At 66.5% G+C, this 24,852-nt stretch carries 24 protein-coding genes and 1 pseudogene; 13 read left to right on the forward strand and 12 right to left on the reverse strand.

Annotation, left to right across the window (positions count from 1 at the left end; genetic code table 11):
• Positions 1 to 23: 23 nt before the first annotated feature.
• Positions 24 to 221, forward strand: a pseudogene (locus ACXZ1E_RS02215) (alpha/beta fold hydrolase); the annotation flags it as partial.
• Positions 222 to 267: 46 nt separating this feature from the next.
• Entirely contained in the window at positions 268 to 501 is a 234-nt protein-coding gene (locus ACXZ1E_RS02220) for an alpha/beta fold hydrolase (RefSeq protein ID WP_458042985.1), read from the forward strand.
• A gap of 20 nt (positions 502 to 521) precedes the next feature.
• Here the strand turns inward: ACXZ1E_RS02220 and fabG are convergent, their stop codons facing one another.
• On the reverse strand, positions 522 to 1,232 hold the full coding sequence (gene fabG, locus ACXZ1E_RS02225) for a beta-ketoacyl-ACP reductase (RefSeq protein WP_036295956.1): 711 nt from the start codon (positions 1,230 to 1,232) through the stop codon (positions 522 to 524).
• Positions 1,233 to 1,358: 126 nt separating this feature from the next.
• Between fabG and ACXZ1E_RS02230 the strand changes: the two genes are divergently transcribed.
• From ACXZ1E_RS02230 to ACXZ1E_RS02240, 3 genes are all read left to right on the forward strand, one after another.
• On the forward strand, positions 1,359 to 1,784 hold the full coding sequence (locus ACXZ1E_RS02230; RefSeq protein ID WP_458041828.1) for a DUF4190 domain-containing protein: 426 nt from the start codon (positions 1,359 to 1,361) through the stop codon (positions 1,782 to 1,784).
• A 41-nt stretch (positions 1,785 to 1,825) separates the two neighbouring features.
• The gene (locus tag ACXZ1E_RS02235; RefSeq protein ID WP_458041829.1) at positions 1,826 to 2,191 is read left to right on the forward strand and encodes a DUF3099 domain-containing protein; all 366 of its coding nucleotides are present in this window, start codon (positions 1,826 to 1,828) and stop codon (positions 2,189 to 2,191) included.
• A 286-nt stretch (positions 2,192 to 2,477) separates the two neighbouring features.
• Entirely contained in the window at positions 2,478 to 3,344 is an 867-nt protein-coding gene (locus ACXZ1E_RS02240) for an SURF1 family cytochrome oxidase biogenesis protein (protein WP_458041830.1), read from the forward strand.
• A 4-nt stretch (positions 3,345 to 3,348) separates the two neighbouring features.
• Here ACXZ1E_RS02240 and ACXZ1E_RS02245 read toward each other — a convergent pair whose 3' ends face one another.
• Positions 3,349 to 5,031: an ABC-F family ATP-binding cassette domain-containing protein gene (locus ACXZ1E_RS02245; protein ID WP_458352024.1), complete on the reverse strand. Its 1,683-nt coding sequence runs from the start codon at positions 5,029 to 5,031 to the stop codon at positions 3,349 to 3,351.
• A 51-nt stretch (positions 5,032 to 5,082) separates the two neighbouring features.
• Between ACXZ1E_RS02245 and ACXZ1E_RS02250 the strand changes: the two genes are divergently transcribed.
• From ACXZ1E_RS02250 to ACXZ1E_RS02260, 3 genes are all read left to right on the forward strand, one after another.
• Positions 5,083 to 5,721 carry a biotin transporter BioY gene (locus ACXZ1E_RS02250; RefSeq protein WP_458041832.1) on the forward strand — a complete coding sequence of 213 codons (639 nt, stop codon included), beginning with the start codon at positions 5,083 to 5,085 and terminating at the stop codon, positions 5,719 to 5,721.
• Between the two features lie 42 nt (positions 5,722 to 5,763).
• Positions 5,764 to 6,372 carry a DUF1349 domain-containing protein gene (locus tag ACXZ1E_RS02255; protein ID WP_458041833.1) on the forward strand — a complete coding sequence of 203 codons (609 nt, stop codon included), beginning with the start codon at positions 5,764 to 5,766 and terminating at the stop codon, positions 6,370 to 6,372.
• A gap of 129 nt (positions 6,373 to 6,501) precedes the next feature.
• Positions 6,502 to 7,791, forward strand: a complete 1,290-nt coding sequence (locus ACXZ1E_RS02260) for a DUF222 domain-containing protein (protein WP_458041834.1) — start codon at positions 6,502 to 6,504, stop codon at positions 7,789 to 7,791.
• A gap of 68 nt (positions 7,792 to 7,859) precedes the next feature.
• On the opposite strand, the gene ACXZ1E_RS02265 is transcribed toward ACXZ1E_RS02260, so the two are convergent.
• From ACXZ1E_RS02265 to sufB, 7 genes are read right to left on the reverse strand one after another with little or no spacing between them, the layout of a single operon-like run.
• Positions 7,860 to 9,281 carry an MFS transporter gene (locus ACXZ1E_RS02265; protein ID WP_458041835.1) on the reverse strand — a complete coding sequence of 474 codons (1,422 nt, stop codon included), beginning with the start codon at positions 9,279 to 9,281 and terminating at the stop codon, positions 7,860 to 7,862.
• Positions 9,278 to 10,438: a MalY/PatB family protein gene (locus ACXZ1E_RS02270; RefSeq protein ID WP_458041836.1), complete on the reverse strand. Its 1,161-nt coding sequence runs from the start codon at positions 10,436 to 10,438 to the stop codon at positions 9,278 to 9,280. The genes ACXZ1E_RS02265 and ACXZ1E_RS02270 overlap by 4 nt, the downstream gene beginning before the upstream one ends.
• A gap of 52 nt (positions 10,439 to 10,490) precedes the next feature.
• Positions 10,491 to 10,820 (reverse strand): metal-sulfur cluster assembly factor, encoded by a 330-nt coding sequence (locus ACXZ1E_RS02275; protein ID WP_036295934.1) that lies wholly within the window; start codon positions 10,818 to 10,820, stop codon positions 10,491 to 10,493.
• A gap of 9 nt (positions 10,821 to 10,829) precedes the next feature.
• Complete coding sequence (gene sufC / locus ACXZ1E_RS02280; protein WP_458041837.1) at positions 10,830 to 11,612, reverse strand: Fe-S cluster assembly ATPase SufC; 783 nt, start codon at positions 11,610 to 11,612, stop codon at positions 10,830 to 10,832.
• 29 nt (positions 11,613 to 11,641) lie between these two features.
• Entirely contained in the window at positions 11,642 to 11,968 is a 327-nt protein-coding gene (locus ACXZ1E_RS02285) for a non-heme iron oxygenase ferredoxin subunit (RefSeq protein WP_396641487.1), read from the reverse strand.
• On the reverse strand, positions 11,965 to 13,167 hold the full coding sequence (sufD, locus tag ACXZ1E_RS02290) for a Fe-S cluster assembly protein SufD (protein ID WP_458041838.1): 1,203 nt from the start codon (positions 13,165 to 13,167) through the stop codon (positions 11,965 to 11,967). Before sufD ends, ACXZ1E_RS02285 begins: the two co-directional genes overlap by 4 nt.
• 34 nt (positions 13,168 to 13,201) lie before the next feature.
• Positions 13,202 to 14,620 (reverse strand): Fe-S cluster assembly protein SufB, encoded by a 1,419-nt coding sequence (gene sufB / locus ACXZ1E_RS02295; protein WP_458041839.1) that lies wholly within the window; start codon positions 14,618 to 14,620, stop codon positions 13,202 to 13,204.
• Between the two features lie 254 nt (positions 14,621 to 14,874).
• Here sufB and ACXZ1E_RS02300 point away from each other — a divergent pair, with 254 nt between their 5' ends.
• Both ACXZ1E_RS02300 and ACXZ1E_RS02305 read left to right on the forward strand, forming a co-directional pair.
• Entirely contained in the window at positions 14,875 to 15,837 is a 963-nt protein-coding gene (locus tag ACXZ1E_RS02300; RefSeq protein ID WP_458352025.1) for a COX15/CtaA family protein, read from the forward strand.
• 127 nt (positions 15,838 to 15,964) lie between these two features.
• Positions 15,965 to 16,411, forward strand: coding sequence for a dinucleotide-utilizing enzyme (locus ACXZ1E_RS02305; protein WP_458041840.1), 447 nt, complete (start codon positions 15,965 to 15,967; stop codon positions 16,409 to 16,411).
• 183 nt (positions 16,412 to 16,594) lie between these two features.
• On the opposite strand, the gene ACXZ1E_RS02310 is transcribed toward ACXZ1E_RS02305, so the two are convergent.
• From ACXZ1E_RS02310 to ACXZ1E_RS02320, 3 genes are all read right to left on the reverse strand, one after another.
• Positions 16,595 to 17,290, reverse strand: a complete 696-nt coding sequence (locus ACXZ1E_RS02310; RefSeq protein WP_458041841.1) for an endonuclease domain-containing protein — start codon at positions 17,288 to 17,290, stop codon at positions 16,595 to 16,597.
• Between the two features lie 103 nt (positions 17,291 to 17,393).
• On the reverse strand, positions 17,394 to 18,338 hold the full coding sequence (locus tag ACXZ1E_RS02315; protein ID WP_458041842.1) for a heme o synthase: 945 nt from the start codon (positions 18,336 to 18,338) through the stop codon (positions 17,394 to 17,396).
• Between the two features lie 197 nt (positions 18,339 to 18,535).
• Positions 18,536 to 19,759, reverse strand: a complete 1,224-nt coding sequence (locus ACXZ1E_RS02320; RefSeq protein WP_458040749.1) for an integrase catalytic domain-containing protein — start codon at positions 19,757 to 19,759, stop codon at positions 18,536 to 18,538.
• A gap of 153 nt (positions 19,760 to 19,912) precedes the next feature.
• Here ACXZ1E_RS02320 and tkt point away from each other — a divergent pair, with 153 nt between their 5' ends.
• From tkt to ACXZ1E_RS02335, 3 genes are read left to right on the forward strand one after another with little or no spacing between them, the layout of a single operon-like run.
• Positions 19,913 to 22,111 carry a transketolase gene (gene tkt / locus ACXZ1E_RS02325; protein WP_458352026.1) on the forward strand — a complete coding sequence of 733 codons (2,199 nt, stop codon included), beginning with the start codon at positions 19,913 to 19,915 and terminating at the stop codon, positions 22,109 to 22,111.
• Positions 22,108 to 23,226: a transaldolase gene (gene tal, locus ACXZ1E_RS02330; protein WP_458041843.1), complete on the forward strand. Its 1,119-nt coding sequence runs from the start codon at positions 22,108 to 22,110 to the stop codon at positions 23,224 to 23,226. The genes tkt and tal overlap by 4 nt, the downstream gene beginning before the upstream one ends.
• On the forward strand, positions 23,223 to 24,842 hold the full coding sequence (locus ACXZ1E_RS02335) for a glucose-6-phosphate isomerase (protein WP_458041844.1): 1,620 nt from the start codon (positions 23,223 to 23,225) through the stop codon (positions 24,840 to 24,842). Before tal ends, ACXZ1E_RS02335 begins: the two co-directional genes overlap by 4 nt.
• Positions 24,843 to 24,852: the final 10 nt, after the last annotated feature.

A 24,852-nucleotide genomic window follows, 5' to 3' on the forward strand; every position in this document is an offset into this window, starting at 1 on the left:
GAGGCGCGACGTAGTTTCTCGGCATGGACATCATCCTCGTACCCGGTCTCTGGCTCGATGCCTCCTCGTGGGACGATGTCGTCCCGACGCTGACCGACGCCGGTAATCGCACCCATCCGCTGACCCTGCCGGGAACCGGGTCCCCCGCTGCCGACTCTGCGGACATCGGCATCGCCGACTGGGTTGCGGCGGTCGTCGCGCAGATCGACGCGCTGCCCGGCGAGGTTGTGCTCGGCTCGCGCCCTTCCCGTACCGGCGGGCGTGCCGATGGATCCGATCCACTTCCACGATCTTCGCCGCCGCACGCGCCCCGTGACCGTGCTGAGCGGCACCATGGACGAGGCGGCACTGCGCGCGATGCTGGAGGAGTGGCCGGCATGGGGCACTGAGTTCACCACGCTCGACGATGTACGTGTCGTGCATCTGGGCAGCGGGCACTGGCCGCAGTTCACGCAGCCGACCGCGGTGGGTCAGGCCATTCTCGACGCCATCGCGCGGTGAGGGTTAGGCCCGACCTGAGGTCAGTGGCCCATCCCCAGCCCGCCGTCGACGGGGATGACGGCGCCGGAGATGTAGGCGGCGTCGTCTGACGCCAGCCACGTGACGACACCGGCGACCTCGTCGGGAGTCGCGAACCGACCGGCGGGAATGCTGCGCTTGTACTCCGCCTGCGTTTCGTCGGGCAGCGCCGCGGTCATGTCGGTCTCGATGAACCCCGGGGCCACAACGTTTGCCGTGATTCCGCGGCCACCCAGTTCGCGCGTGAGCGAGCGGGCGAAACCGACGAGCCCGCTCTTCGACGAGGCGTAGTTGACCTGCCCGGCAGAACCATAGAGTCCGACGACGCTGGAAATCAGGATGACTCGGCCCCAACGTGCACGCAGCATGCCCTTCGACGCACGCTTGACCACACGGAATGCGCCGCCGAGGTTCGTGGAAACGACCGAATCGAAGTCGTCCTCCGACATCCGCATCAGCAGAGTGTCCTTCGTGATCCCCGCATTTGCCACGACGACCTCGACGGGACCGAGCTGCGCCTCGACCTCGGTGAACGCGGCATCCAGCGAAGCGGAATCGGTGACATCCGCGCGGACCGTCAGCGTTCCCTCCGGCCCTTCGCCCGACCGGGCCGTCACGGCCACGCGGTGTCCTTCGGCAACGAAGCGTTCGGCGATCGCGCGACCGATGCCGCGGTTTCCGCCGGTGACGAGGACGACGCGTTCGGTGGTCATGGCACTCCTGTGGGTCGGGATGAGACCGCTCCACCCTACCGAGGCACCGTCCCACCTGAGACACCGCCGCGTTGACATGCGCGCACGGACGCTGCGAGTCTGAGGTGTACCGACGAGAGGCTTTTCATGACTTCCACCCCGCCCGCTGGCGACCCCGGCAACTATCCCCCCGCACCCCCGGTGTCGCAGGGATACCCCGCCACACCCCCGCCATCGCAGGGCTACCCCGCCGGCAATTACCCCGCGTCCCCGGGCTATGGCTCGTACCCGCCGGCTCCGAAGACCAACACGCTTGCGATCGTCTCGCTCATCAGCGCGATCGTCGGGTTCGTCCTGATCCCGTTCATCCCGTCGATCGTCGCAGTCATCACCGGCCATATGTCCCTCGGCCAGATCAAGCGCACCGGCGAGCAGGGACGCGGGCTCGGCCTCGCGGGCACGATCATCGGCTGGGTCGGTGTCGGACTATGGGTTATCGTCGGCATCGCGATCCTGGCGTTGATCCCGGCATTCGTCACGTCGATCGAGAACTCGCCCGGCATGTACTCCTGAACGGGCTCACGGTGCTTCCGGCGGCGTACGCTGGAAGCACCGTGAAAACACCCGCAGATTCCCTGTCCTCGACCTCGTTGCCGCGCGCTCCACGCGATGAGGCCGCGGCACGTATGCGGCGGTACATGTGGACCATGGCGATCCGCGTCTCGTGTTTCATTCTGATGGCCGTCGTGACGCCCTACGGCTGGTACACGTGGGTGTTCGCGGCTGGCGCGATCTTCCTCCCTTACGTTGCCGTGATCGTCGCGAACGTCGGCTACGACTCGAGCGCACGAGCGGAGCCCGTGCAGCGGATGCTCCCCGCTCCGGCCGCTCCCTCACCCTCGACCGCCGCGCCCCGATCCGAGTCCACCCCGGGTGTGATTCTTCTCACCGAAACACCACGGCCCGAGGACACGCACTGATGTCAATGCTCGGCGGCGGGCAGGAGCCCGACGGTACGCCCTGCTCCCGTGCAGGCTGTCGGACGGATGCATCGTGGCAGGTCATCTGGCGGAACCCCCGCATCCACACAGCCGATCGGCGAAAGGTCTGGCTCGCGTGCGACGAACACGCCGGGTACCTTCGCGATTACCTGGCCGCGCGTGATTTCCCCGTCGAGCTGGAGCCGTTCGCTCCCCAGGCGGACGCGTCGAAGGATTCACCTCACCATGTGGCTGCGAACGGCGGCTGATGGCCCAGAAACGCAGCATGCAGAATCTGCCCACGGCGGGCCGCTGGGCGATCTATGTCTCGCTCGCGGTCGTGTTCGCGATCGCGTGCGCGTTCCTGTCGAACTGGCAATTCACACGCAACCAGGAGCGGTCGGCGGATCTCGCGCTGATCGAGGCCAACTACGACGCAGAACCGGTGCCCGTGGCAGCCGTTCTCTCGGGCACCTCCGACTTCAGACCCGACACGGAGTGGTTGCCGGTCGTGCTGAAGGGTCGCTACCTTCCCGACGAGCAGTTGCTCGCCCGCAACCGGCCTCACGGCGGCACGAGCGCCTTCGAGGTGCTCACCCCGTTTCGGCTCGACGACGGGCGCATCGTCATCGTGAACAGGGGCTGGGTGCCTCCCGCTTCCGACAGCTCCGATCCCGCGACTGTGCCCGCTCCCCCGTCCGGCGAAGTCACCGTCACGGCTCGATTGCGTCCGGGCGAGGCCGCGCCCGCGTCCGGGCGTGGCGCGCCCGAGGGTCAGGTGCCGGTGATCGACCTGACCGCGATCGCCGAACGCACCGGGCCTGAAACCGTCACGGCGGCATACGGTCTCATGGTCTCCGAGGACCCCGCGCCCGCAGAGCGTCCCACGGCGCTGACGTCACCGACGGAAGACCCCGGTCCTTACCTGTCTTACGCGATCCAGTGGATTCTGTTCGCCATCATGGGATTCATCTTCATCGGGTATGTCATCAAGACCGAGATCGCACAGCGTCGCGAAGACCGTGCCGAAGACGAAGCTCCGGAATCGGATGCGTCGGGCCCTGCCTCGCCGCGCACTCCGCGTCGGCCGGCCCGGCGACGCGACGCGGACACCGATGCCGAGGACGCCATCCTCGACGCGGCCTCTCGCTGACGAGTCAGGCGAGGGAGACGAGGTCCGCGTACTCGCGGTTCCAGATGTCTTCGACGCCGTCCGGCAGGATCAGCACGCGCTCGGGGTTCAGCGCCTCGACGGCTCCCTCGTCGTGGGAGACGAGCACGACGGCGCCCTCGTAGTGCGAGAGCGCGCCGAGGATCTCTTCGCGCGATGCGGGGTCGAGGTTGTTCGTCGGCTCGTCGAGCAAAAGCATGTTCGCGGACGAGACGACGAGCGTCGCGAGCGACAGACGCGTCTTCTCGCCACCCGACAGAACCCCGGCGGGCTTCAGCACGTCGTCGCCGGTGAAGAGGAACGATCCGAGCACCTTGCGTGCCTCGGTCGCGGTGATGTCGGGGGCCGCAGACATCATGTTCTCGAGCACGGAGCGGTCGACGTCGAGGTTCTCGTGCTCCTGGGCGTAGTAGCCGACCTTCAGACCGTGCCCGGGCTCGAGCCGCCCCGTGTCCGGCTTGTCGACGCCCGCGAGGATACGCAACAGGGTCGTTTTTCCGGCGCCGTTGAAGCCGAGGATGACGACCTTCGACCCGCGGTCGATGGCCAGGTCGACGTCCGTGAAGATCTCGAGCGAGCCGTACGACTTCGACAGGCCCGTCGCCATGAGCGGGGTTTTCCCGCAGGGGGCCGGTTTCGGGAACCGGAGCTTTGCGACCCGCTCGACCTGGCGGACTTCGTCCAGGCCCGACAGCATCTTCTCGGCGCGGGCGACCATCTGGTGCGCCGCGGCCGCCTTGGAGGCCTTCGCACCGAATCGCGCCGCCTGCATCTGCAGCTGCGTCGCCTTCTTCTCGACGCCCGCACGTTCTTTCTTGCGGCGCTCTTCGTCGGCCACCCGCTGACGCAGGTAGTTCTTCCAGTTCATGTTGTAGATGTCGATGACCTGGCGGTTGGCGTCGAGATAGAAGACGCGGTTCACCGTCTCGCCGACGAGTTCGACATCGTGGCTGATCACGATCAGCCCGCCCTTGTAGTTCTTCAAGAACTCGCGCAGCCACACGACACTGTCGGCGTCGAGGTGGTTGGTCGGCTCATCGAGGATCATCGAGTCGGCGTTGGAGAAGAGGATGCGGGCCAGCTCGATACGGCGGCGCTGCCCACCGGATAGCGTGCTCAGGGGCTGATCGAGCAGACGATCCGGCAGCGACAGGTTGTGCGAGATCGTGGCCGCCTCGGCCTCCGCCGTGTAACCACCGAGGGATTCGAAGCGCTCGGTGAGCGCGCTGTAGCGATTCATCGCCTTCGCGGCGACCTTCGCATCGTCGTCGGCCATCGTCAGCGCCGCCTGCTGCATCTCGATGGCCAGCGATCCCAGCCCACGCGCGTCCAGGATGCGTGTGCGCGCCAGCATCGACGGGTCGCCCGCGCGCGGGTCCTGCGGGAGATATCCGAGTTCACCTGTCCGCTCGACGCGGCCGTCGGCGGGCGGAAGATCGTCCGACAGGACCTTCGTCAGAGTCGTCTTGCCCGCTCCGTTGCGGCCGACCAGTCCGATCTTGTCGCCGGGCGAGACACGGAACGTGACGCCCGACATGAGAATTCGGGCGCCCACGCGGATCTCGAGATCGTGCACGGCGAGCACAGCGGATGTCCGTTCCGTCGGTGGGGTGGGTACAAAAGGGCAGACGTGCCAAACCCCTAGTATAAGTCGGGAGCGCGTAACCATCGCTGTCGAGCGCCGCCACGATGCCTGCCGTCCCGACGCCCAAGGAGTCTCATGACCGCCCTCGCACCCGCCGCTGGCCCGCGCCGCGTCCTCGCCGACGTCGTCGGACGCCCGTCCACCCGCGCCCGCGCTTTCGCGATGGACGCGACCCTCGTGCTTGCGGGCGTTGTCGTCGTAGCGCTGCTCGCGAAGGTCTCGTTCTTCATCGGCCCCGTGCCGATCACAGGCCAGACGCTCGGAGTCATCCTGGTCGGCGCTGCTCTCGGAGCACGACGTGGTGCCGTCAGCCTGACGTCCTACATGCTGCTCGGGCTCGCGGGGCTCCCCCTCTTCGCGGGGCCGGTCGCTGGGCCGGCTTATGTCCTGTCCCCCTCTTTCGGCTTCATCGTCGGCTTCATCCCCGCGGCTTTCGTCGCGGGATGGTTCGCTCAGCGCGCCTGGGACCGTCGTCCCGTCCTGGCTTTCGTCGGATTCGTGACCGCCAGCATCATCCCGTTCCTCGTGGGCGTGCCCTACATGGCTCTGATCCTGGCGAACGTCGTCGGTTCGGATGTGTCGTTCGCCTCGATCATGGGCGCGGGCGTGCTGCCCTTCATCGTGCCCGGGGTGATCAAGGCCGCCTTCGCCGCCCTGCTGGTTCCCGCGGCCTGGCTGCTCGTACGGACGCTGGATCGTCGCGCGCGCGGTTGACCCGCTTTCTGACCTGCCTTCGCATCGACCAGAAGCGTGAACATGACCGAGGTCGCGTGGAGCGAGGGTCGCTGGACATCCGAGCCCGCGGACGTTCACGTCACGGATGACGGCCTCTTCGTGACCGCGAAAGAAGGAAGCGACGCCTGGCGTGAAACCGCTTACGGATTCATCCACGACACCGAGCACGCACTGCTCCGACCGATCGAGGACGGGCAGGCCGTCGAAGTGAGTTTCCGCGTCGACCTTCCAGAACAGTTCGACCAGGCTGGTGTGTTCTTGAAAGCCGACGACGAGAACTGGATCAAGGCCGGGGTCGAACGCAGCGATGGTGAAGAGAGTCTCGGAGCCGTGGTCACCCGCCGGCAGTCGGACTGGTCTCTCTCTCCGGTCCCGGCCTGGGCCGGACGGATCGCGACGGTGCGCGCCAGTTGGTCCGCGGGCGCGGTGACGATTCGTGCCCGGGTCGACGACGAGCCGTGGCGCCTCGTTCGCGTCGCTCCCCTCCCGGCCGGAGCGCACCTCGAAGCGGGGCCCTTCTGCTGCGCACCCTCCCGTCCCGGTCTGTCCGTCCACTTCCTCAGCTGGCGGCTGACGAACGCGGACGCCGAGCTTCACGCGAGCGACACCGGCACGGACGAGGCAACGTAAGTCCCGCCGGGCGATCTGAGGTCTGCGGTTTGAGGATGTGAGAACTCTCATCTTTTCGGTTCGGATTCTGGCGTGATGTGGGGGCTTTTCGGGGTTCGGGTGTCGGTGGTGATCCGTAGAGTTTAGAACATGCATTCGAACAACAGTCGCGTCGCTGACATCTGCGACGTCGATACCGAAGCGCGTGACCTCGCGATCCGGTTCGCCGAGGCATCGCGGGCGGTCGCTCGTGCGCAAGCTGCGCAGGCGCGGGTCCTGGCGGATGCTGCGGATCTCGGGATGCGTCGAGTCGCTGAGTTGGGGTCGACGTCCTCGCGTGAGGCAGAACTGCCTCTTCGTGCTTTGGCTGCGGAGTTGGCGGTCGCGGCGTGCATGTCCGATCGCACCGTGCAGGGCCGGATGAACGACGCCGCCGTGTTAGCCGAAGCGTTCCCCGCAACGTTTGACGCGTGGGATGAGGGCCGGGTCAGCGCGCGGCATGTCGCGGTGATCATGGAGCACGGGATGCCGCTCACCGACGCGGACGCGCGTGCCGTGTTCGAGCACGAAGCTGTGGAGCGGGCTGAGGGGACGACACCCGGACGGCTCGGGTCCGCGCTCGCGAGGCTCGCGGAATCGTTGCAGCCCCGGACGCTGACGGAACGCCACCAGGAAGCCCGTGCTTCGCGGGGTGTCGGTGTGCGGGACATCGGGGATGGGATGGCGGAGTTCAGCACCATCCAACCCGCGGTACTCGCCCACGGGATGCACGACCGCATCACGCAGCAAGCGAAGGCGATCAAGAACGCCGACCCGTCTGATGTGCGGACGATCGATCAGATCCGTGCGGACCTCGTCGCAGACATGATGCTGACGACGAATCCCTCCGTGGAAACGGGTGCGGGGTTCTCGGACGGGTTTGGTGGACTCGGGGCGATCCAAGCGATCGTGAACGTCACCATCCCCGCCCTCGCGTTGGCCGGCGTCACGGATGAGCCCGCCGAGCTGGTCGGGCGGTGCCCGATCGACCCCGCCACGGCCCGGCAACTCGCGGGACACGCGACCGGGTGGGACCGGGTCCTCGCCGACCCCATCACGGGGTGTGTGCTTGCGGTGGACCGGTATACGCCGTCGGCGGACATGAAACGGTTCCTCCGGGCTCGGGATCAACACTGCCGATTCCCCGGATGCCGACAACCCGCCCACCGGTGCGATCGAGACCACACCCTCGACTATGCGTTGGGCGGCGACACCGACGTCTGCAACCTCGCCTGCCTCTGCAAACGACACCACACATTGAAAGGCGAAACGGGCTGGACCGTGCGGCAACTCGGCGGCGGAATCCTCGAATGGACCTCACCCGGTGGTCACATCTACATCGACAAACCCCCGCCCGCGCTGGTCCTCTTCACGCCGAACACGGACCCACCACCGTTCTGAGGCACCGCGGGCACCCCACGGTCACTGAGCTTGTCGAAGTGACCCGCCGAGCCCTGCCGGGTCCACGGTCACAGAGCTTGTCGAAGTGACCCCGTGTTCGCACCGAGCGCGGGCGAGAACCCGCGCTCCTGACCCATGCGCAGACCCGGAACCAACGCAAGAACGGCAATGGCCGAGGCGACCAGGAACACACCGGGGAACTCCCACCCCGTGCCCGAGAACCCGGTGAATACGAGTCCCAGCACGGCGATCGTGACCGCGGCGCCGGTCGAGTCCGATATCGAGAGCGCCGACGAGTTGAAGCCCTGGTTCCGCGGCGTCGAATAGGCCAGCGTCAGCACCGTCAACCGCGAATAGATCAGCCCGACGCCCGCGCCCGAGAACGTCCATCCCGCGATCAGGATGGCCGGATGTGCTGCGGTGAGGGCACATACCGCGGCAGTGAGCGTCGCGACGGTCAGCAGGCTGCAGCCGATCAGGACGATCCGTCGATTGCCGATGCGATCGCCGTAACGTCCTTGGATGTCCGCACTGACCGCCCACGCGAGTGCAGCGGTCGTGAGTCCGAGACCCGCCCACGTCGGCGAGAACCCGTACCGGTCGATCATCAGATACGGCACGTACACCTCGGCACCGAACAGCGCACCGGCTATCAGCCCGCGAAGAAGGATCACGCTCGGCAGACCACGGCCGACTCGAAGCGTGCGCACGGGAAGAAGCGGGCGTGCCGCAAACCCGATCAGCACGGCCGCCGCGACCGCAACAACAGGGCTCGCGGCACCGAATCCCCCAGACATCCCGAGCAGGAGAACCGCGGCGGCGACCACCATCGCGAGCCCCAGGCGCCCCCAGAAGCCGCCACGGGCGGGCCCCGACGTCCGCATATCCAGGCCGTGCAGCCGCACGGCCACCGCGGTGAATGCCACGACTGTCAGCACAGCCACTCCGAAGAACACCCACCGCCAGTGCAGGTGCTCGGTCACGGCGCCCGCCGCGAGCGGTCCGATGAGAGACGGCACGACCCATGCCGCCGCGAACGCCGCGAAGACGCGTCCGTGGATAGCGGCCGGATAGATTCGCGCGACCACGACGTAGAGCGCCACCGTTTGGCCACCGGTGCCGAGGCCCTGCAGCAGCCGGCCCACGACGAGCATCTGCATGTTCGGCGCGGTCCCCGCCACGATCAGCCCGAGGAGGAACAGCGCGATGGATACGTAGAGGGGGACCTTCGGTCCGGATCTATCCGACCAAGCCCCCGTCACAACCATCCCGATAACACCGGTCGCGAGTGTTCCCGCGAACGCCAGCGCGTAGAGATACTCTCCGTTCAGCTCGTCGCTGATGATCGGCATGACGGTCGTCATCGCCAGGGACTGGGTCGCCGCCAGGAAGATGAGAGCGACCGCGCCGAGAGTGACCCAGATCAGACGGACATCCCAGATCGACGTGGGCTCGCCGGGGTGGGGCGACGTGCGGACGGCGCCGCTCACCTCTCGATCAGCGCCCCGATCCTCTGAACAGCTTCCGTCAGCACCTCGGCCGAGCAGCCGATGTTGACGCGCACGTGACCCCTGCCCTCAACCCCGAAAGCCGGTCCGTAGTGCAGTGCGACTTTCGCGTCGCGCAGGATCTTCACTCCGGGATTATCACCCCAACCGACGCCGGACAGATCGATCCACGCGAGGTAGCCCGCAGCGGGCGCGTCATAGCGCGCACCGGGAATGTGTTCGGCCAACAGCTCGCCCAGCAACCGTCGGTTGCGATCGACCGCGGCGAGCATGCTGTCCAGCCACGCGTCACTCTCCGGCGAGAACGCAGCCACACCCGCGAGAGCCCCGAATAGACCCGTCCGCCACTCGACCTCGGCGGGCAGATTACGCACGACATCGAAGCGCTTCGGGTCGGTCGCGATCATCAGCGCGCACTTCAGCCCCGCGAGGTTGAACGCTTTGCTGGCGCTGGTGACGACGTACCCGACGCGTGCGGCGGCTTCGGACGCAGCCAGAAATGGGGTGAACGTCACCTCCGGTTGCGCGAGCGGGGCGTGGATCTCGTCGCTCACCACCACCGCGCCGGCCGCTTCGGCGATCTCGGCAAGGCGCACGAGGGTCTCTCGGGAGTGAACCGTCCCGGTCGGGTTGTGCGGGTTGCAGAGCAACACCGCGCGCGCTCCGTCGTGCAGCGCCGTCTGGATGCCAGCAAGGTCCAGCTCGAACCCGCCACCCCGTCGCAGCAGCGGAACGCGCTCGACGACGCCACCGGCCTCGGGAATCGCGTCGTAGAACGGCGGGTACACCGGCGGCGTCACGACCACGCGGTCCCCGGGAGCAATCGAGCGTCGCAGTATCTCGACCACGCCCATGATCACGTCGCCGGTCGAGCGAATGGCGTCGGGGGCGACATCCCATCCGAACCGTCGCGCCGCGAACGCCGCGTACGACTCGCGAATGCCCGACGCCGGCGATGTGTATCCCGTATCGCCCAGATCCAGCGCACGCGAGAGCGCCGCCGTGATGGCGGGAGCGAGCGGATAGTCCGTCTCAGCGACGAACATCGGCAGCACATCCGCCGGGTAGCGACGCCACTTGACACTCGATCGTTCACGCAGCAGTTCGAGAGGCAGCGCTTCCAAGGGGACGACGGTCACCCGTCGAGCTTAGCGACGCGCGGATTCCGCTTCGTCGGTCAAGCCGCTGCGGTCAGATCGAGAAGCCGAGTGCCCGCATCATGTCGCGGCCGTCATCGGTGATCTTCTCGGGACCCCACGGCGGCATCCACACCCAGTTGATGCGGAACCGCTCGACGACATCGTCGAGTGCCTGCGCCGTCTGCTCTTCGAGCACATCCGTCAACGGGCATCCGGCGCTGGTCAGCGTCATGTGGATCACCAGGGCGTCGTTCTCGTCGTCCCAGCCGAGGTCGTAGATCAGTCCGAGGTCTACGACATTGATCCCCAATTCGGGATCCATGACGTCTTTGAGCGCCTCGGAAACCTCGTCGTACTTCTCAGGAGCGAGGGTCGCGGTCATGGATATATCCTAAGCGCCCGCGGGCGCGGTGGACTCGGGTGCGACGTCGAGGAAGCGATCGTAGCCCTCGTTCTCGAGGCGGTCCGCGAGTTCGGGGCCGCCCTCTTCGACAATGCGGCCGGCGACCATCACGTGCACGAAGTCGGGCGCGATGTAGCGCAGGATGCGTGTGTAGTGCGTGATCAACAGCACGCCGAGGTCGGTCTCTGCCTTGGCGCGGTTGACACCCTCCGACACGATCTTGAGAGCGTCGACGTCGAGTCCCGAATCGGTCTCGTCCAGCACCGCGATGCGCGGCTTCAGCAGTTCGAGCTGCAGGATCTCGTGACGCTTCTTCTCGCCACCCGAGAAGCCCTCGTTGACGTTGCGTTCGGCGAACTTCGGGTCCATGCGCAGATTCTTCATCGACACGCGAATGTCCTTGACCCAGTTACGGATCGAGGGCGCTTCGCCGTCGACCGCCGTCTTGGCGGTGCGCAGGAAGTTACTGACGGTCACACCGGGGATCTCGACGGGGTACTGCATCGCCAGGAACAGCCCCGCGCGGGCACGCTCGTCGACGGTCATCGCAAGGACGTCCTCGCCGTCGAGGGTGATCGAGCCGGAGGTGACGGTGTATTTGGGGTGACCAGCGATCGTGTACGCCAGGGTCGACTTTCCCGAGCCGTTCGGGCCCATGATCGCGTGGGTCTCGCCAGTGCGGATCGTGAGGGTGACGCCGTTCAGGATGGGCGTGACGCCGGCATCCGTCTCGACGGTGACGTGCAGGTCGCGAACTTCGAGGACAGACATGTAAGTGGGTTCCTAACGAACTCGGCCGGTCAGACGGCCACGGTGGAAGCGGGATCGATGAGCACGTCGTCGCCGTCGATCTGGACGACGAAGACGGGGACCGGCTCGTAAGCCGGAAGGTTCAGGGGGCGCCCCGTGCGGAGCGAGAATGCCGAGCCATGGGCCCAGCATTCGAGCGTCTCGCCCTCGACGAAGCCGTCCGAGAGTGAGATGTCGCCGTGCGTGCAGACATCACCGATGGCGTGAACGTCACCGTTTCCGTCCAGGACGACGGCGATCGCAACGCCGTCGAGCTCGACGCGCTTAGCGGTGTCCTGCTCGAGCTCACTCAGAGCGCAGGCGCGCTGCAGGGTCACGCGAGGCCCTCGGCGAGCTCAGCCTCGATCGCCGCGGTCAGCTCTTCTTCCAGGGCGGGCACGCCGAGCTTCTGCACGATCTCGGCGAGGAATCCGAGAACGACCAGGCGACGCGCCTCGTCCTCGGTGATGCCGCGAGCCTGCAGGTAGAACAGCTGCTCGTCGTCGAAACGACCGGTCGCACTCGCGTGCCCGGCGCCCTTGATGTCCCCGGTCTCGATCTCGAGGTTCGGGATCGAGTCGGCGCGCGCACCCTCGGTGAGGACAAGGTTGCGATTCGCTTCGTAGGAATCGGTGCCCGTGGCATCCGGTCCGATGAGAACGTCGCCGATCCACACCGAACGCGCCCCGACGCCCTGCAGGGCGCCCTTGTAGAGCACATCGGCGCGCGTCTGCGGCCCGCGGTGGTGGACGTACACCTGGCTTTCGAGGTGCTGACCCGCATCGGCGAAGGACAGGCCGTACAGCTCGCCCTCCGAACCCGCACCGGCGAGATCGACCGAGGGGTTGACCCGGACGACACCGCCGCCGAAGCTGACAACCGAGTGACGCAGGCTGCCGTCGCGTTCGACACGAGCCTGGTGCGTTGCGGCGTGTACCGCGTCGTCGTCCCAGTTGTGCACCGATACGACGTTCAGTCGGGCACCCCGGCGCACAATGATCTCGACGTTCTGGGCGAACGCCGCAGAACCCTCGTGGCGCAGGATGACCGTCGCGCTGGAGTTCTCGCGGGCCTCGATCACGATGTGGGCGTGGGCGCGTAGACCCGCACCGGCACCGATGAATGTCACGACGACGGGCTCGGCGAGCTCGTCGTTCGCCGGAACGGCGAAGTAGAGCGCCTCGGCGGCGCGCGACCACGCGATGGCGCTCGGCAGATCTTCGGGCTCGAAAATCTCGCCACGGGGCGACTGACCGGCGGTCAACTCCGAGACCGCGACCGCACCGGTAAAGGTGATCGTGACGGCACCGTCATCACCGGCGACGTCGTCGAAGAGCGGGGCGAGGCGCGCGACAGGCGTCTGCTTCCAGTTGACTTCGCGGCCGGTGGGCCGAGCGAAGTCCGCGGGAACGAACGAACGGGGGCGCGCGGAGCGCGTCTGAACGGGGATGGTGCGCGCAGTGGTCTGGCCCCATCCTCCGTCGGTGTGGGGCACGTTTCCGGGCACCTGGCGGGGGGTGGTCGTTGTCGTCGTCACTCGCCGACTCGTCCTTTCGTCGTCGGTCGAAGAATCATCCGACGCTTCCTTCCATGCCCATCTCGATCAGCTTGTTCAGCTCGAGGGCATACTCCATGGGCAGTTCACGGGCGATCGGCTCGATGAATCCGCGGACGATCATCGCCATCGCCTCGTCCTCGGCCATGCCGCGGGACTGCAGGTAGAAGAGCTGCTCTTCGCTGACCTTCGAGACGGTCGCCTCGTGGCCGAGCTGCACGTCATCCACACGGATGTCGATGGCCGGATACGTGTCGCTCCGCGAGATCGTGTCGACCAGGAGCGCGTCGCAGCGGACCGTGTTCGCCGAGTGGTGCGCGTTGGCATCCACACGAACCTCACCGCGGTATCCGGCACGTCCACCGCCGCGGGCGATCGACTTCGAGACGATCGACGACTGCGTGTACGGAGCCATGTGGATCATCTTCGCGCCGGCGTCCTGGTGCTGACCGGGACCAGCGAAAGCGACGGACAGGGTCTCGCCCTTCGCGTGCTCGCCCATCAGGTAGATAGCCGGATACTTCATCGTGACCTTGGAGCCGATGTTGCCGTCGATCCACTCCATCGTCGCGCCCTCGTGCGCGACCGCACGCTTGGTGACGAGGTTGTAAACGTTGTTCGACCAGTTCTGGATCGTCGTGTACCGAACGCGCGCGTTCTTCTTCACGATGATCTCGACGACAGCCGAGTGCAGCGAGTCGCTCTTGTAGATCGGGGCCGTGCAGCCCTCGATGTAGTGGATGTAGCTGTCTTCGTCCGCGATGATCAGGGTCCGCTCGAACTGGCCCATGTTCTCCGTGTTGATACGGAAATACGCCTGCAGCGGGATCTCGACGTGGACACCCTTAGGCACGTACACGAACGACCCGCCCGACCACACGGCGGTGTTCAGAGCTGCGAATTTGTTGTCGCCCGAGGGGATGACCGTGCCGAAGTACTCCTCGAAGATCTCGGGGTGCTCGCGGAGCGCGGTGTCGGTGTCCATGAAAATGACACCCTGCTGCTCGAGGTCCTCGCGGATCTGGTGGTACACGACCTCGGACTCGTACTGGGCGGCGACACCGGAGACGAGGCGCTGACGCTCCGCCTCGGGGATCCCGAGCCGCTCGTACGTGTTGCGGATGTCTTCGGGAAGGTCTTCCCAGGACTGCGCCTGCTTCTCGGTCGACCGCACGAAGTATTTGATGTTGTCGAAGTCGATGTCGCTGAGGTCAGCGCCGAACGTCGGCATGGGTTTGCGACCGAAGAGTTCGAGCGCCTTCAGACGGCGCTGCAGCATCCACTCGGGCTCAGCCTTCAAAGCCGAGATGTCACGAACCGTCGCTTCGCTGAGGCCGCGCTTGGCGGCAGCCCCCGCAGCGTCCTTGTCGTGCCAGCCGAATTCGTAAACTCCGAGCCCCGCGAGTTCGGGGCGATCGATCAGGACATCAGACATGGTCACACTCTCCTCTTGGCCGCAACGGTTTCATCCGCCCCGGCGATCCATCCGTTCTCTGTGTGCGAGAAAGGAGTCCGCCGCTTCCGGGCCAGGCTCAGGGGCACACGTTCCGCGCGCCTAAACTGTTGACAGTGCGTCGAGTGCTTTCGCACGCGCGCCGCAACCCCTCGATTCTACAGGGTCGCCCCGTCCAGCGGGCCGACCACCGCCCGCGCCCGACCGGACGTGGGACCCCTCAGGAGGCGATCCGCTTGTCGCAGGAACCCGATCGCGCACAGAAGCTCTGGCGGATGCTCCCGTCGAGCATCGATCGTCGCGTCATCTTCGCGGCCTGGGCCACGTTCGTCGTCCAGGTCGCCATCGTCGGTACCGGCGGACTCGTCCGGCTCACGGCATCGGGTCTCGGATGCCCGACCTGGCCACGCTGTACGCCCGAATCCTTCGTGAATACCCCGGAGATGGGCATCCACGGAGTCATCGAGTTCGGCAACCGCCTACTCACCTTCGCGCTCGTCGCCGTCGCCATCATCACGTTTCTCTTCGTCGTGCGCATGCGTCGCACTCGTCCCGATCTGTTCTGGCTCGCACTGATCATCGGCCTGTATGTACCGATCCAGGCGGTCATCGGTGGAATCACCGTTTTGACGAACCTCAACCCCTACGTCGTCGGTCTGCACTACTTCGCGTCGGTCGTGCTCGTCGCGTTCGCGACGGTGTTCGTCGTCCGCGTCTATTCCGCCCCCGGTGCCCGAGTGCGCGCCGTGCCGCGCGGAATCGCGGTCCTGGCGCACCTGACGTCGGTTGCCGTGGTGATCACGGTCCTCGTAGGCATCCTGGTGACCGGGGCAGGTCCCCACGCCGGGGATTCGGGTGCCGCGCGCAACGGGCTCGATCCGGAACTCATGCAGCACGTGCACTCGTGGCCCGCCTACGCCACACTGGCGCTGACACTCGCTCTCCTCATCGGAACATGGCGCCGACCGCTTCGGCGCCGGGTGTTGTTGCTGCTGTCCGTCGAGGCGGTGCAGATCGCCGTGGGACTCTGGCAGGCGCGCACCGGACTCCCGGTCGTGCTGGTCAACATCCACATGGTGCTCGCGGTGTTGCTCGTCGCGGCGATGACGGCCGTCATCATGCATCTGAAGGTGCCGACGACCGGAATTCCGGTGGAGCGTGAAGACTCCGCTTTTCCGGCATCCGTCCCCGCTCCGTAGTCGCGCGCGCTCCAAGGAATGGCCGCACGCACAGCGAACCCATAGGGTTCGGATAGGCCGCGCACCAGCGGGACGGGAAGAGTCTCTGCGTCGGCGGTGTACGCCGTGCCACGAACAAGGAGAACTTATGACCGCCCGTCCCCGCCTCGTCCGCAGCGTTCCCTACTGGGTCCTCGTCGTCGGCTCCGTCGCAGCCGGTGGTGTCGGCGTGTGGCTCACGCTCGACAAGCTCGACGTCATGACAAACGCGATCCTCGACGGAAGCGCCACGGGTGTCGATGTCTACGCGGGCCAGTCGTGGGCCGTCCTGGGCTCCATCCTGATCGGCGTCGGTCTGATCGGCCTGGCGTTCGCTCTCACCCTCGCTGCGGCCGCGTCCCTCGTGAAGCGTGCCGAGCCGGAGGTGGTCATTGCGGAATCGTTCGATGACGCCGACGACCTCGACGACGATCTCGACGACAAGCCCGAGGTAGAGACAGTCGTCGTCCTCGACGACGCGTCTGCCGACCCGGCAGCTCCGAGCGTCGACTTCGGCACCGCAACCGAAGAGAAGGTCACGCCGACCACGCGCTGATCGCCGCACTTCTGATCGCCGGGCCGCTGAGAAATCAGCCCCGGCGATCGGTGTTTCCCGGACGACCTGGCGTCAACATTCCGGCGGGCGTCGGAGATACGTTCGGCGTCGGATGCCTGTGGCACGTTCGCGCCGACAGCGCCACGATCTCCGACCTTCACGCGGCGCGCACGCTACATCTCGTCAGGCTGCGCGGTGAATACCCGCCGCCACGGCCCGAGCGATTCGGTCCTGGACGACCGGCCAATCGTCGATGACCTGCTCGTACGAGACACGGAAGACGTGATAGCCCGCGGCCAGAAGCAAAGCGTCATACGCGATGTCCCGGCTGCGCTGGAAACCGACACGATGACCCCCGTCGATCTGGACGACCAAGCGTTCACCGATCAAGAAGTCGACGCGATGCTCGAGTATCCACGCCTGCGGAAGAATCCGGACCCCCAACCAGCGCAGACGGACGAAGAAGAGCGTCTCCAGACCCGAGTCGGAGAACGGCACCGCGCACTCGAGAATCTCCCTCGCACGACCAGTGAGAGGAAATTGTTTGAGAGCGTCTCGCTCGACCAGACCCTGTCGGAGGGCCGACTCCGACACAGTCATCGCTGACTCATAGTGCTGACACGCCGCCACGCGGGCGAGTACGTTCTCGATCGGATCCTCGAGAGCGTCGGGATGCCGCGGCACGAGCGCGTTGGCCCAGTGGACGATCACACCGTTCGGCTTGTTGCCGCGGGCGTGGGGCAACGCAGCGACGTGAGGTTCGGGTTCTCGCAACACCCAGATCCCCAGACGCCGAGCCTGCGTGATACACGACAGCACGACGCCATTGCGCGCCGCGGAAACGAGTTCGGCATCCGCGTCCGCTAGAGATCGACCCACAGCCGCCGAATGCGTACCAGAAGTCCACGCGCGACTGCCTCGGAGATCCGATGCGGCGAGTGCCCGGAACGCTGCAGGCTGGTGGACCGCGCCACTCCCCCACCTAGAACGGCAGCAGCGGATCGACCGCGATCGCGACGAACAGGAGGGTGAGGTACGTGATGGATGCGTGGAAGACACGCATCGGGGCCGGCTCGGTGCCACGTACGGCACGGTTGTAGAGGCGGTGGGACTCGTAGATGAACCAGCCACCGAACACGAGAGCGGATGCCGTGTAGACGACCCCCATCTCGGCAACCGGGATGAGTAGCAGCGAGCACGCGACGGTCGCCCACGCGTACAGGATGACCTGCAGGCCAACCTGCGCACCACTGCGAGTCGCCCCGAGCATCGGAACGTCGACCTCTTCGTACTGCGTCTTGTATTTCATCGACAGCGGCCAGTAGTGCGGCGGCGTCCAGAGGAAGACGAGCGCGAACAGGATGAGCGGGGTCCACGTCAGAGAACCCGTGACGGCCGACCAGCCGATCACGACCGGGAAGCACCCCGCGATGCCGCCCCAGACGATGTTCTGCTCGGTACGACGCTTGAGGATCATCGTGTAGATCACGACGTAGAAGAAGATGGCCGTCGCCGACAAGATCGCAGCCAGGGCGTTCGTCATCAGCCAGAGCCAGAGAGTCGAGAGCACCGCGAGCGACCACGCGAAGACCAGCGCACCCCGCGGCGAGACTTCGCCTGTCACGAGCGGTCGATTCACCGTTCGCTGCATGTGCGCGTCGATGTCGCGATCGAGGTACATGTTGAAAGCCGCAGCAGACCCCGCGCTGAGCGAGCCGCCGATGACGGTGGCGAGTACCAGCCACAGGTTGGGTAGCCCGTTCTGGGCGAGGATCATGACCGGGACGGTCGTGACGAGCAACAGCTCCAGGACACGGGGCTTCGTCAGGGCGACATAGGCACGCAGCGTGCGCCCGAAAGACCGCGGAACTGCGGGCACCGGGGATGATGCGGATGCCGGGGCGTCAGGCGTCCTCGTGATGTCCATCGCTCCCCACTCGGCGCTCGCAAGTACCGCTCAAGTCTATGTCATCGCTTCGCACCCCCTCCCCGCCGAGCGGCACCGGCAATGCACCGCGCGATACCAACAGTCGCGCGAGAAAATACGAACCGAGGTGCCTCATCTAGAAGTGAGCGCGAAGGGTGATGCGGTGCCTCACGTATGGTGAGCGCGAGGCTTGCGGTTCATTTGGTTGTTTGGAGTCGACGGATCGACGTTTCTAAGGATGTCATGTCGAGGTGTCGGCTGGTGGTCATGGCTTCGGTTTTGGCTTGTGATAGCTCGATGAGTTGGAGCTGGATCTGGTTGATCCGGCGGGTCAGATCGGCGGGGTTGATCCCGGTGATCCGGGCCTGAACGACGTCGGCTTGCTCGGCGGTGAGGACCCCAGAATCGCGCACTCGCTGCCAGGGTGTCTTCGGTGCGTCGTAGAGGCGTGTGCGGCGCCCGCTGGCCGCGGTGGCGTATGCGGTGGGCTTCTTCGTCGGGGTGAAGAAATTCAACCGTAGTGAGACGAGCCGCCAGAGCTCGTTCAGCAGCGCGAGCTCGTCCGGGGTGTCGTAGCGCCAATGGAACGCGTGTTTGCGGACGACGTGGTTGTTCTTCGACTCGACGGTCGCTTGGTCGTTTTTCTTGTAAGGGCGGGACCGGGTCTGGGCGATGTCACGGGCTTGGAGCCAGTCCGCGACATCATGGTTGATGAACTCCGATCCGTTGTCCGAGTCGAACACGCGCAGCTCGAATGGGAACATGTTCTGCAGATCGCCGACAGCGCCGACGATCCACTTGGCCGCGTTGTTGCGGATCGAGGCGTTCTCGGTCCACCCGGTGGCGATGTCGGTCATCGTCAACGTGCGTGCGAACTCGCCGACGAACGTGGGTCCGCAATGCGCGACGGTGTCCGCCTCGATCACCCCGGGTGCCGTGACCGGGGCATCCCCGACCTTCGACAACCCGATCGAGTTGCGCAGCAGCGGTGACGGGATCGTCGTAGAGATCCCCCGCAACTGCATCGCCCGACGTGCCGGGCTCAGATACCGGTCGATCGTTGCCGGACTCATTGTCTGAAGCTCGACGATCGTCTGCGGTGTCACGAATGGCTTGTCGAGGTCGCCGGCAGCGTGCAGCAGCGGCATCCACAGCTCCAGCATCACCACGAGGTACTTCCCGCACGGCATGCCCATCAGCGCCCACACATGCTCCAGCAGCCGCCTCGAATCATCGCTATACGTCTTGGCCCGCAACTGGCGTCTATCGACCTGCTTCGCCGGATCCGGCAGCACCGGCCCCGTCAGCATCCGCCGCGCCGTTGATCGGCCCATCCCCGTCGTGCTCATCACCTCGTCAAGGATCCGGGCCTTGTCGTGCTTCGATGCTTTCCGGTACGCGTCACGGAGTTTGTTCGTCACCTGTCGCCTCGCGGCCATCTCAATCTTGCCTTCCACACAGGCAAGCTTCGCGCTCAAAGTATGTGAGGCACCAACACACCCCACGCGCTCAAAGAAACTGAGGCACGTCGCGAACAGCCGCGCGAGGTTGCCCCTTCGCTATGCTGGAACCACATGACATGCGCCCTCGCGCCCTCCCCCGTGAACACCACCGAAAACGATTCGGCGTGTGCCCGAGAGGCGGCAGAGGCGCTCTCTACGACGAAGGGCGGTCCGGTGTCGGAACTGCGTTGGGACGAGATCGACAAGCAGGCCGTGGACACCGTCCGCGTGCTCGCGGCAGATGCGGTCGAGAAGGTGGGCAACGGCCACCCGGGAACCGCGATGAGCCTCGCCCCCGCGGCGTATCTCCTCTACCAGCACGTGATGCGACACGACCCGGCCGACCCACACTGGCTCGGACGCGACCGCTTCATCCTCTCGGCGGGTCACTCATCGCTGACGCAGTACGTTCAGCTTTATCTGGGTGGTTTCGGCCTCGAACTCGATGACCTGAAGAGCCTGCGGACGTGGGGATCCCGGACCCCGGGGCACCCCGAATACGGCCACACCGCCGGCGTCGAGATGACAACGGGCCCCCTCGGTCAGGGTCTGGCATCCTCGGTGGGCTTCGCGTACGCGGCCCGCTACGAGCGCGGCCTGTTCGACCCCGAGGCGCCCGCCGGCGAGAGCCCGTTCGACCACTTCGTCTATGTGATCGCCTCCGACGGCGACCTCGAAGAGGGCGTGACGAGCGAGGCATCCTCCCTCGCCGGTCACCAGGAGCTCGGCAACCTCGTCGTCATCTACGACGCCAACCAGATCTCGATCGAGGACGACACCGACGTCGCCTTCACCGAGGATGTCGCCGCTCGCTACGAGGCGTACGGCTGGCACGTTCAGACGGTCGACTGGAAGAAGACCGGCGAGTACGTCGAGGACGTCGCCGAGCTCTATTCCGCGATCGAAGCCGCCCAGGGCGAGACCTCGCGTCCGTCGCTCATCGTGCTGAAGACGATCATCGGCTGGCCCTCGCCCGGCAAGCAGAACACCGGAAAGATCCACGGATCGGCGCTCGGCTCGGACGAGCTCGCGGCCACCAAGCGCGTGCTCGGCTGGGACCCGGAGCAGAGCTTCGTCGTTCCCGATGAGGTCATCGAGCGCACCCGCGCCCTCGCCGAGCGCACGGCGCCCGAGAAGGCACGCTGGCAAGAGGCCTTCGATGCGTGGGCCGCGGCCCACCCCGATCGCAAGGCACTGCTCGACCGTCTGTTCGCACGCGAACTGCCGGTCGACATCGCCGACGCCCTGCCCGTCTTCGAGGCCGGCAAGGATGTCTCGACTCGCGCCGCCTCCGGCACTGTCATCAACGCCCTCGCGGCGGAACTCCCGGAACTCTGGGGCGGTTCCGCCGACCTGGCCGAGTCGAACCTCACGACGATCAAGGATGCGAAATCCTTCATCCCCGAAGAGTGGTCGACCCACGAGTGGACCGGAAATCCGTACGGCCGGGTCCTGCACTTCGGCATTCGCGAGCACGCCATGGGCTCGATCATCAATGGCATCGTCTTGCACGGACCGACCCGTCCGTTCGGCGGCACTTTCCTGATCTTCAGCGACTACATGCGCCCGCCCGTACGCCTGGCGGCGCTCATGGACATCCCGAGCCTGTTCGTGTGGACGCACGACTCGATCGCCCTCGGCGAGGACGGTCCGACGCACCAGCCGATCGAGCAGCTCGCGACCCTGCGTGCCGTGCCGAACTTCACGCTGGTTCGTCCCGCAGATGCCAACGAGACCGCCGCGGCGTGGCTCGAACTGCTGCGTCGCCACGGCGGCCCGGCAGGTATCGCCCTGACCCGCCAGAACGTTCCGACGTTCGAGCGCGGCGATGGCGAGGCATCCGGTGACACGTTCGCCTCGACCGACGGTGTGGCGCGCGGCGCCTACATCCTCGCCGAGGCGCCCAACGGCACGCCCGACGTGATCCTGATCGCGACGGGATCCGAGGTTCAGATCGCCGTCGACGCCCGCGAGTCGCTCGCCGCCGCGGGCATCAACGCCCGCGTCGTGTCGGCACCCTCGCTGGAGTGGTTCGACGAACAGGATGCGGCGTACCGTGCGCACGTCCTTCCGCCCGAGGTCACCGCGCGCGTTTCGGTCGAGGCCGGAATCGCGCTGCCGTGGCGCGGCATCGTCGGCGACCGCGGCCGCTCGGTCTCGATCGAGCACTACGGTGCGTCCGCCGATTACAAGACGTTGTACGAGAAGTTCGGCTTCACGGCCGAGGCCGTCATCCAGGCGGCACGCGAGACCATCGAGGAGAACTCATGACAACCCCCACCGCAGACCTCTCGGCAGCGGGCGTCAGCATCTGGCTCGACGACCTGTCCCGGCAGCGCATCACGACCGGCAACCTGCAGGAACTCATCGATACGCGCAATGTCGTCGGCGTGACCACGAACCCGACGATCTTCCAGGGTGCGATCTCGGCGGGTATCGGCTACGAAGAGGCGATCGACGCCCAGCGCGCGGCCGGCGCCAACGCCGACGAGACGATCTTCTCGCTCACGACGACCGATGTGCGCGACGCGTGCGACATCTTCCGTCCGATTTTCGACGCCACGAATCGCGTGGACGGCCGCGTGTCGATCGAGGTCTCGCCCGACCTCGCGCACGACACCGACGCAACCATCGCGCAGGCGAAGGAGCTGTCGGCCGCGGTCGACCGACCGAACGCGCTCATCAAGATCCCCGCGACGAAGGCAGGCCTTCCGGCCATCACCGAGGTCATCGGATCGGGCATTTCGGTGAACGTCACGCTGATCTTCAGCCTCGAGCGCTACTCCGACGTCATCGATGCCTACCTCGCCGGCCTCGAAAAGGCGCAGGCGGCCGGGATCGATCTCACCACGATCGAGTCCGTCGCATCGTTCTTCGTCTCCCGTGTAGACACCGAGGTCGACAAGCGCCTCACCGCCATCGGTACGGACGAGGCCCTCAACCTCAAGTCGAAGGCCGGCATCGCCAACGCTCGTCTCGCGTTCGAGCTGTACGAGCAGAAGTTCGCCACCGAGCGCGCCACCGCGCTGCTCGAGGCCGGCGCCCACGCGCAGCGCCCCCTGTGGGCGTCCACGGGAGTCAAGGATCCTGCGCTGCCCGACACCCTCTACGTGACCGAGCTGGTCGCTCCCGGCACGGTCAACACGATGCCTGAGAAGACGCTTCAGGCGACCTTCGACCACGGTGTCGTCACCGGCGACATGATCACGACCAACTACGCCGACGCGCACGCCGTCATCGACGGGCTCGCAGCGGTGGGCATCGACATCGACGATGTCACCCAGGTGCTCGAAGACGAAGGCGTCGAGAAATTCATCGCCTCGTGGCACGATCTGCAAGAGACCGTCGCACAGGCCCTGGCCGGCGCACCGGAGTCTGCCCGATGAGCTTCGAGATCCACGTCTCGGGGGCCCCGAAAGAGGCCGTCGCGCGTGTGGTTCCCACCCTCGTCGCCGACCTCGTGGCCTCCGGCATCACGAGCGGCGACGCGAGCCTCTGGGGCCCGGCCGCCGAGGCGGAGGCATCCAAGCGTCTCGGATGGGTGCAGGCCGTGACGGTCTCGCGTCCGCTCGTCGCCGAGATCGAGGCGCTCCGAGCCGACATGCTGGCCCGGGGTGTCGATCGCTTCGTGCTCGCCGGCATGGGTGGCTCGTCGCTCGCGCCCGAGGTCATCACGCAGACGTCGGGCGTACCGCTCGTCATCCTCGACTCCACCGCACCCGGACAGGTGCTCGCGGCGCTCGACGGCGACTCCGAGACCGGCGGACTGGACCGCACCGCGATCATCGTGTCGTCGAAGTCGGGCGGCACCGTCGAGACGGACTCAGCGCGTCGCACCTTCGAGGCCGCCTTCCGCGACCTCGGGATCGACCCGGTCGAGCGAATCGTCGTCGTCACCGACCCGGGGTCGCCCCTCGACGTCTCGGCGCGCGCAGCGGGATACCGCGTCTTCAACGCCGACCCCACGGTCGGCGGGCGCTACTCGGCCCTCACGGCGTTCGGCCTCGTGCCGTCCGGCCTGGCCGGCGTCGACATCGGCGAACTTCTCGACGAGGCCGACGCCACGCTGCTCGAGGTCGCGATCGACAGCCCCGAGAACCCCGCGCTCATCCTCGCGGCGGCTATCGCTGGCACGAACCCTCGACGCGACAAGATGGGCCTGATCAGCGACGGGACCCACATCGTGGGTCTGCCCGACTGGATCGAGCAGCTCGTCGCAGAGTCGACCGGCAAGCAGGGCACGGGAATCCTGCCCGTCGTGTTGCTGCCCGTCTCACCCGAACTCGACGAAGACCTGCCCGACCTGCAGCTCGTCCGCCTCGTCGACGACGCGGAGCACTTCCACCTGTTCGAGCGTCACCCGGGCGAGGTCCTCGTGAGCGGCTCGCTCGGTGCGCAGTTCATCGTGTGGGAGTACGCCACGGCAATCGCGGGACGCATCCTCGGCATCGATCCGTTCGATCAGCCCGACGTCGAGTCGGCGAAGATCGCCACGCGCGGTCTGCTCGAGAATCGTCCCGAGACCGCTCCCCCGGCGTTCGTCGTCGACGGCGTCGAGGTTCGCGTCAGCGACCCGGAGCTCGCCGCGTCCGGCACCATCGCGGGCGTCCTCGACGCACTCTGGTCGCGTCTGCCCGCGGACGGCTACGTCGCGGTCCAGGCCTACGTCGACCGCCTGGCGATCCCGCAACTCTCGGGTCTTCGCGAACTCGTCGCAGCCGACTCCGGTCGTCCGGCGACGTTCGGTTGGGGGCCGCGATTCCTGCACTCCACGGGGCAGTTCCACAAGGGTGGGCCCGCCGTCGGCGTCTTCCTCCAGATCACGGAGCGAACGGATGTCGACCTCGAAATCCCGGGACTCCCGTTCACGTTCGGCCAGCTGATCGAGGCTCAGGCATCCGGCGATGCGTCCGTGCTCGCGGATCACCGGCGTCCGGTCGTGACGCTCACGCTGACCGACCCCACGGTCGAGGTCTTGGCGCTCTTCGAAGCCGCCCAGTAACCCCAGAGAG

The organism is Pacificispira sp. HM-600, from assembly GCF_977993705.1.